The organism is Phenylobacterium sp. (assembly GCF_046463815.1).
Taxonomy (GTDB): domain Bacteria; phylum Pseudomonadota; class Alphaproteobacteria; order Caulobacterales; family Caulobacteraceae; genus Phenylobacterium.
Genome location: NZ_JBKBRO010000040.1, coordinates 1 through 7,072, shown reverse-complemented (window position 1 = coordinate 7,072; position 7,072 = coordinate 1). Strand labels below are relative to the sequence as shown.

5 protein-coding genes and 1 pseudogene are annotated in these 7,072 nt (G+C 69.7%); 3 read left to right on the top strand and 3 right to left on the bottom strand.

Features of this window, described 5'->3' with window-relative positions; genetic code table 11:
* Positions 1–672, bottom strand: a 672-nt coding sequence (locus tag ACK4TT_RS18055; protein WP_410213611.1) for a hypothetical protein, incomplete at its 3' end; no start/stop codon positions are given.
* 295 nt (positions 673–967) lie between these two features.
* Here ACK4TT_RS18055 and ACK4TT_RS18050 point away from each other — a divergent pair.
* Entirely contained in the window at positions 968–2,809 is a 1,842-nt protein-coding gene (locus tag ACK4TT_RS18050; protein WP_409641289.1) for a long-chain-acyl-CoA synthetase, read from the top strand.
* Here the strand turns inward: ACK4TT_RS18050 and ACK4TT_RS18045 are convergent.
* Positions 2,806–4,314, bottom strand: coding sequence for a sensor histidine kinase (locus tag ACK4TT_RS18045; protein WP_410213610.1), 1,509 nt, complete (start codon positions 4,312–4,314; stop codon positions 2,806–2,808). The two genes, ACK4TT_RS18050 and ACK4TT_RS18045, sit on opposite strands and share 4 nt — an antisense overlap.
* A gap of 101 nt (positions 4,315–4,415) precedes the next feature.
* Between ACK4TT_RS18045 and uvrC the strand changes: the two genes are divergently transcribed.
* Positions 4,416–6,275, top strand: a complete 1,860-nt coding sequence (uvrC, locus tag ACK4TT_RS18040; RefSeq protein WP_410213609.1) for an excinuclease ABC subunit UvrC — start codon at positions 4,416–4,418, stop codon at positions 6,273–6,275.
* A gap of 67 nt (positions 6,276–6,342) precedes the next feature.
* Positions 6,343–6,960, top strand: a complete 618-nt coding sequence (gene pgsA, locus ACK4TT_RS18035; RefSeq protein WP_409636680.1) for a CDP-diacylglycerol--glycerol-3-phosphate 3-phosphatidyltransferase — start codon at positions 6,343–6,345, stop codon at positions 6,958–6,960.
* A 13-nt stretch (positions 6,961–6,973) separates the two neighbouring features.
* Here pgsA and ACK4TT_RS18030 read toward each other — a convergent pair.
* A pseudogene (locus tag ACK4TT_RS18030) lies at positions 6,974–7,072 on the bottom strand (IS5/IS1182 family transposase); the annotation flags it as partial.

Below are 7,072 nucleotides of genomic sequence, written 5' to 3'. Positions count from 1 at the left end.
GGCGTTGATCCCGCTCTCCGCCGCGCTGGCGGCGGCCGCGGGCCTGGCGCGCGAGGCGCCGGCCGGACGGGCGGCGGTCCGGCGTTCGGCCGATGCGGTCGCGCGCGGCGCCGGGGCGGCTTGCGCAGCGGCGGTCGTCGCGGCCGACGCGGACGGCGGCGGCGGAGGCGCCGCGGGAACGGTGGGCGTCGGCGTCGCCTGGGCGAGCGTCAGGTCCTCCTCCGTCGCGGGACCGCCCGGCGTCAGCTCCGCCACGCCCCGGTCCTGCTGGCTGGCGTACCAGCCGGCGACGCCCACGGCGCCCAGGGCCGCGACGCTCACCGCCGCCACGGCGACCGGCAGGCTGCTCCGGCGCCTCGTCGGGGTCCGCCGGCCGATGGGGGCCACGAGACCAGGCGTTTCCTCGGGAACCGCCGCGGCGCCCACGGTTCGATCGAGGGGGCGCTCCCAGGGACGGTCCAGAGCGGGCTCGGTCATGGGCGGGGTTTCGGTGATGCGCCGGGTGTCGGTCATCGGGGGCCGGTCAGGCGTTTCCGCGAGAGCGCGCGGCTCGGCGGCCAGGGGCGGTTGGGCCGAGGCCGAGGGCCGGCCCCGGCGCTTCCGATTGCGTTCCCAGACGGGGGTGGGGGCGAACAGCGCGCCTTGGTTTTCGCCGTTGGTTTCCATGGACATGCTTGTCCCTCCAGAAAGTGTCGCGAAGTCAAAACGATGTTGTTCGGACGCGGTTCCACGAACCGGAATGCAAACCTGCACCGTGGTGGAATGACGGCGCCGGTCTGGAGGAAGATGGGGGAGGTCGAAGTCGCGAGTAATCTTGTAAAGCGGCCTTGTAATCATGCCTGATCGGCAGTTCTTCTTGCCACGAGAAATCATATCGTCGCGAAATGGCGCCGCAGTTTGGCCGATTTCGTGATTTCGCCGGCTCAGGTCTTCACGGGCTGGTCATCAAGGCCCTCCAAAGCCTCGCTTGACCGGCCGGGCGGGTCATCCCCAAGCTCGCACCCCCAAGTCGGAGGAATGGATGCGCCTCAAGGCCAGGCTTTCGCGCGAGTGGCGTTTTCTGCGCGGGCTGACCCGGACGCTGAACCGGGTGAAATCGATCTCGAAGGAGAGCCGCAACCTCGTCTGCGACGATCTCCAGGCGGCGATGGACAAGTGGCGGGACCGTCCCGCCATGACCTTCGAGGGGCGCACGGTCACCTATGGCGAGCTCGACGCCATGGCCAACCGCTACGCGCACTGGGCCAAGGGCCTGGGCCTGAGGCGCGGCCAGACCGTGGCGCTCTTCATGCCCAACCGGATCGAATACTTCGCCATCTGGTACGGGCTGACCAAGGCCGGCGTGGTCACCGCGCTGATCAACAACCAGCTCGCCGGCCCTCCGCTGGCCCATTGCCTGAACATCTCGGGCGCGACCCACATCATCGTCGACGCCGACACCTCGCCGGTCTTCGAACAGGCCAAGCCGCTGCTGGAGCGCACATTCCAGCAGTGGGTGCTGGGCCGGGCCATCGGCGACCAGCGCGACCTCGTCCAGGCGCTGAAGAGCTGCAGCCAGCTTCCGCCGGACCGGTCCCTGCGCGAGGACATGACGGCGGCCGACACGGCGCTGCTGATCTTCACCTCGGGCACGACGGGCATGCCCAAGGCCGCCCGGATCACCCACATGCGGGCCCAGCTCTACATGCGCGGCTTCGCGGGCTCGACGGGGGCCAAGGCCTCGGACCGGATCTACGTGACCCTCCCGCTCTACCACGCAACCGGCGGCCTCTGCGCGCTGGGCGCGGCCCTGCTGAACGGCGGCTCGGTGGTGCTGCGCCGCCGCTTCTCGGCCAGCCACTTCTGGAGCGACGTGGTCCAGGAAGGCTGCACCATGTTCGTCTACATCGGCGAACTCTGCCGCTACCTCGTCAACCACGAGCCCGATCCGGACGAGACCCGGCACAAGCTGCGCCTGGCGTTCGGCAACGGCCTGCGGCCGGACATCTGGCCGGTGATGAAGGAGCGCTTCCGCATCCCCGACATCCTGGAGTTCTACGGCTCGACCGAAGGCAACGTCAGCCTGTTCAACTTCGACGGCCGCGAGGGCGCGGTCGGCCGGGCGCCCAGGTGGCTGCGCAGCCGCTTCAACATCCGCCTCGTCCAGTTCGACGTCGAGAAGGAGGAGGTGATCCGGGGCCCGAACGGCTTCTGCATCGAGTGCGGGCCGGGGCAGGTGGGCGAGTGCATCGGCCGGATCGGCGGCGACGCCCGGGCCGAGTATTCGGGCTATCTCGACAAGAAGGCCTCGGAGAAGAAGGTCCTGCGCGACGTCTTCGAGCGCGGCGACGCCTGGTTCGCCACCGGCGACCTCATGCGCCAGGACGCCGACGGCTATCTCTATTTCGTGGACCGGATCGGCGACACCTTCCGCTGGAAGGGCGAGAACGTGTCCACCAACGAGGTGGCCGAGCGGCTGCAGGCCGCGTCCGGCGTCGAGCAGGCCACCGTCTACGGCGTCTCCGTGGAGGGCGCCGACGGACGGGCCGGCATGGCCGCGCTGGTCGTGGGCCCGGAGTTCGACATCAAGGCCTTCGGCGAGCACGTGGCCCGGGAGCTCCCCACCTACGCCCAGCCGGTGTTCGTCCGCCTGCTGCCGGCCATGGAGACCACCGGCACCTTCAAGATCCGCAAGATCGACCTGGTGGCCGACGGCTACGATCCGGGGCGCATCAAGGGCCCGCTGTTCTTCCACGATCCGAAGAAGGGCTACGTGAAGATCACCAAGTCGGTGTTCGAGAAGCTCTCGTCCGGCGCGGTGAAGATCTAGCCGGTTCGACCCAAGGGCAGGCTCACCCGGCAGACCAGCCCGCCGGGCGCGAAGTCGAGGGAGGCGCGGCCGCCCAGCGATCCCTCCAGGCTGCGCTCGATGAGGCGCGAGCCGAAGCCGCGCCGCGACGGGGGCGCGACGGGCGGGCCGCCGGTCTCGGACCAGGTCAGGTCGAGGGCGTCGTCCTCGACGGTCCAGGCCACGGCGACATGACCGGCGCCGGTGGAGAGCGCGCCGTACTTGGCTGCGTTGGTCGACAGCTCGTGGACCAGGAGGCCGAGCGCCACGGCCTGGGCCGGCGCGAGCGCCACGTCGGGGCCGTCGAGCGTGTAGCGCTCGTCGCCGTGCGGCCGGACCTCGCCCAGCAGGACGTCGCGCACGGCGGCGCTGCGCCAGCTCGTGGCGGTGAGCAGGTCGTGGGTGGCCGAGAGCGCCATCAGCCTGGCCTCGAACGCCTCGCGGAACGTGGCGGCGTCGGTCGTCGTCCGCAGGGTCTGGCTGGCGATCGACTGTACGGTGGCGAGGGTGTTCTTCACCCGGTGGTTCAGCTCGTCCAGCAGCAGCTTCTGCTGGCGCTCGGCCAGCACCCGGGCGGTGACGTCGCTGCCCTCGATGAACACGCCCCAGGCCACGCCGTCGGGCCCCAGGATCGGCTGGTAGATGAAGTCCAGGAACCGCTCTTCCAGAGGCAGTCCCGGCGCCCGCTGGAGGCGCACGCCCACGGCCTGGCCGACGAAGGGCTCGCTCTCGTGCATCACCTTGCCGAGGAGCTCGGCGAAGCCCTGCTCGATCACCTCGGGCAGGGCCTCGGCCACCGTCCTGCCGATCACCTGCCGGTGGCCGATGAGCTGGAGGTAGGCGTGGTTGACCAGGGCGAAGCGGAGCTCGGGGCCGGTCACCACGGCCATGAAGCCCGGCGCCTGCATGAAGAGGTCGCGCAGACCCTGGCTCTCCTGCAGCAGCGACTGGTTCAGCGCCTGAACCTCCTGGGCGCGCAGCAGGATGTCCTTCTCGCCAGGCGCCGGCGGCAGGGCGTCCGAGCCCGGGCCGTAGGCGATCTCCTTCAGCCGCTGGAGTTCTGTGACGTCGACGGTGTTCTGCATCACGAAGGCGGGACGGCCCGCGCGGTCGAACAGCGGCACGTGGGCGGCCGACCAGTAGCGCATCTCGAAGCCGCCGCCGCGGCTGGCCGGCCGCTCGATCGGGTAGGGGATGAGCGGGATGGAGTCCGGCTGACCCGTGGCCAGCACGCGCTCGAAGGACTCCTTCAGGCGCCGGCCGGCGGGCCCCGGGTTGGGGAACAGGTCGAAGAGATTCCGGCCCAGCAGCGTCTCGCGTGAGCGCTCGACCACTGCGCAGTAGGCATCGTTGACCTCCACGTATCGTAACTGGCGGTCGATGACCATGTAGGGGCTGGGCAGGACGCGGAAGGCCGCCGCCAGATCCGGGCGTTCGGGGGATGCAGGCCCGAGAGCCACCGCGACTTCGTCCGACGTAAGCTTCAAGTCGCAACCCCCGATCAGTCCGGAACGCGCAACGGCGAAGCTGGTTGCGTCGACGGCCCTGCGCCCTGCCACGGCGCGCAAACCTGCCTATATTGCCGCCCATGCTGGATACAGAGGTCCCGCTGAAGGGCGCCGCGCTCATCAAGGACGAGGTCAAGCGACTGCCTGACCGACCCGGCGTCTACCGCATGATCGGCGAGGACGGCGAGGTCCTCTACGTGGGCAAGGCCCGCTCGCTGAAGAAGCGGGTGCTTCAATATGCCCAGGGGCGGTTTCACACCCAGCGCATCGCCCACATGGTCGACCTGACGCGCTCCATGGAGTTCGTCACCACCCGGACCGAGACCGACGCCCTGCTGCTCGAGATCAACCTGATCAAGCAGCTCAAGCCGCGCTTCAACGTCCTGCTGCGCGACGACAAGAGCTTTCCCGAGATCGTCATCCGCCGGGAGCATCCGGCCGCCCAGCTCCGCAAGCACCGCGGCGCCCACACGATCAAGGGCGACTACTTCGGCCCGTTCGCCTCGGCCTGGGCGGTGAACCGCACGCTGAACACCCTGCAGAAGGCGTTCCTGCTACGGTCGTGCTCGGACAGCGTGTACGAGACCCGCACGCGGCCGTGCATGCTGCACCAGATCCGCCGCTGCTCGGCGCCGTGCACCGGACTCATCAGCCTGGAGGACTACAACGGCCTCGTCGACGAGGCGGCCGCCTTCCTTCGCGGCAAGAGCCGGGCGGTGATGGCGCGCATGGCCGAGGAGATGCAGGCCGCCGCCGAGGACCTGGAGTTCGAGCGCGCCGCAAGGCTGCGCGACCGCATCCGCGCCCTGGCTTCCGTCGCCCAGGAACAGCAGATCAATCCCGAGACAGTGGACGAGGCCGACGTCTTCGCGCTCCACGCCGAGGGCGGCCAGGCCTGCGTGCAGGTGTTCTTCTTCCGGGCGGGACAGAACTGGGGCAACCGCGCCTACTTTCCCCGGGTGGACCGGACGGACGAGGACGCCGACATCATGGGCGCCTTCCTGGGCCAGTTCTACGACGACAAGCCGATCCCGAAGTCGATCCTGGTGAACATCCTGCCGGCCGAATGCGAGCTGCTCGCGGAGGCCCTGGGGCAGAAGGCGGACCGCAAGGTGGAGATCGCCCGGCCCCAGCGCGGCGAGAAGCGCCAGCTCGTCGAGCACGCGCTGACCAACGCCCGCGAGGCCCTGGGGCGCAAGATGGCCGAGAGCTCGGCCCAGTCCAAGCTGCTGGACGGCGTGTGCGAGGCGTTCGGCCTGGAGGCCCGCCCCGAGCGCATCGAGGTCTACGACAACAGCCACATCATGGGCACGAACGCGGTGGGCGGCATGATCGTGGCCGGTCCCGAGGGCTTCCAGAAGAGCCAGTACCGCAAGTTCAACATCCGCTCGACCGAACTCACCCCCGGCGACGACTTCGGCATGATGAAGGAGGTGCTGCGCCGCCGCTTCGGCCGCCTGGTGAAGGAGGAGGAGGAGGGGCAGGAGGCGATCCGGCCGGACCTCGTGCTCATCGACGGCGGCGCCGGCCAGGTCAGCGCGGTCATGGAGATCATGGCCGACCTCGGCGTGGACGACATCCCGGTGGTGGGCGTCGCCAAGGGGCCCGACCGCGACGCGGGCCTGGAGCGGTTCTACATCCCCGGCAAGCCCTACTTCATGCTCGAGCCCAAGAGCCCGGTCCTCTACTACCTCCAGCGCCTGCGCGACGAGGCGCACCGGTTCGCCATCGGCAGCCACCGCACCCGGCGCGCCATGGACATGAAGAAGAACCCGCTGGACGAGATCGACGGCGTGGGCCCCGGCCGCAAGCGCGCCCTGCTGCACGCCTTCGGCTCGGCCCGGGGCGTGAGCCGCGCCTCGGTGGAGGACCTGGCCAAGATCGACGGCGTCTCGGAAGCCCTGGCCCAGCGCATCTACGACCATTTCCATAAGGCCTGACGCGGCCGCGCGAACACGGCTAAGCTTTTCCCGAAACGAAGCTCAAGGCGGCGCGCTCGATAGCCCGATGAAGTCCCTGCCCAACATCCTGACCTCGATGCGCCTGGTGCTGGCGCTGTTCATGTTCGTGGCCCTGGCCGCGGCGGCGGGCGCGGTGCCCTACCTCTCGGAGCGGCTGGACCCGCTGCAGCAGTTCGCCCTGCAGCGGTGGGCCGTCTACGCCTTCGTTGTGGCGGCGGTGACCGACTTCTTCGACGGCTGGCTGGCGCGCAGGCTGAACGCCACCAGCGTCTGGGGCGCCATCCTCGATCCCATCGGCGACAAGGTGCTGGTCTGCGGCGCGGTGCTGGGCCTCTTGTCGCTGGGGCCCCAGCCGATGGTGGTGCTGCCGGCCGGCCTGATCCTGTTCCGCGAGTTCACCGTCAGCGCCCTGCGCGAGGTGGGGGCCGGCAAGGGCGTCAAGCTGCCGGTGACCCTGCTCGCCAAGTGGAAGACCACCCTGCAGCTCGTCTCGCTGGCCATGGAGCTGTTCGTGGCCGCATGGGGCGCCTTCTCCCTGCCCGAGGAGACCGTGGTCCGCAGCGGTTTCGCCCTGGCGGCCCACGGCCTCTTCTGGCTCGCGGCGATCGTCACCCTGATCACCGGCGCGCAGTACTGGGAACAGACCCGCAAGGCGCTCAGCTAGGACGAATCCACATTCAGCGTAGCCAGAGCATGATGGCGGCGAGGTGGATGAAGGCGAGGAAGTGGTCGGCGCGGCGGTCGTAGCGGGTGGCGAAGCGACGGAAGTGCTTGAG

Bases quoted from the DNA above. Each gene is read 5' to 3' on its own strand.
- pgsA (WP_409636680.1), top strand. From the start codon at position 6,343: ATGAAGTCCCTGCCCAACATCCTGACCTCGATGCGCCTGGTGCTGGCG.
- uvrC (WP_410213609.1), top strand. From the start codon at position 4,416: ATGCTGGATACAGAGGTCCCGCTGAAGGGCGCCGCGCTCATCAAGGAC.